1 protein-coding gene is annotated in these 573 nt (G+C 53.1%); it reads right to left on the minus strand.

Annotated elements, in window-relative coordinates; translation table 11 throughout:
• Window positions 1–573 (minus strand): BCCT family transporter (locus tag L977_RS15145; protein WP_047625072.1); only part of this gene is annotated, 573 nt, incomplete at both ends.

Consider the following 573-nt stretch of genomic DNA (forward strand, 5'->3'; position numbering starts at 1 on the left):
GCAGATAAGCGATATTACGCAACCTTCTCTGCCAGGGAATGGGGTTACGTGCAGCGGTCGGCGCAATAGTTGCCATGCTCAGGCTTTCACGCTTCGTCAAATCCCGTCTCAGGGCTTTTAACAGTCCGTATATGGATACCAGTAAGATCACTGAGAAGGGTAATGCACTCGCTATTGTCACCGTTTGCAGCGCGCTTAGCCCACCCGCAATCAGAAGTGCAATTGCTACAATGCCCATGAGCGACGCCCAGAAGATACGCTGCCAGACAGGGGTGTTTGCCACCCCACCTGATGCCAGCGTATCCACAACCATTGCCCCCGAGTCAGCAGACGTTACGAAGAAGACGATGACCATCGCCATTGCAATGAATGACAGCACGGAAGAGAATGGGAAATGCTCCAGGAAATTAAACAGGGCCAGCGCGACATCCTGCTGAACGGTATTGGCGAGGTCAGTCGCCCCCTGGTTCATAATGAGATAGATTGCGCTGTTACCAAACACCGTCATCCACATGAGCGTAAAGCCAGCGGGAACAAACAGCACGCCGGTAACAAACTCGCGAATGGTTCGAC

Source organism: Enterobacter sp. ZOR0014 (assembly GCF_000798855.1).
GTDB classification, from domain to species: Bacteria; Pseudomonadota; Gammaproteobacteria; order Enterobacterales; family Enterobacteriaceae; genus Enterobacter; species Enterobacter kobei.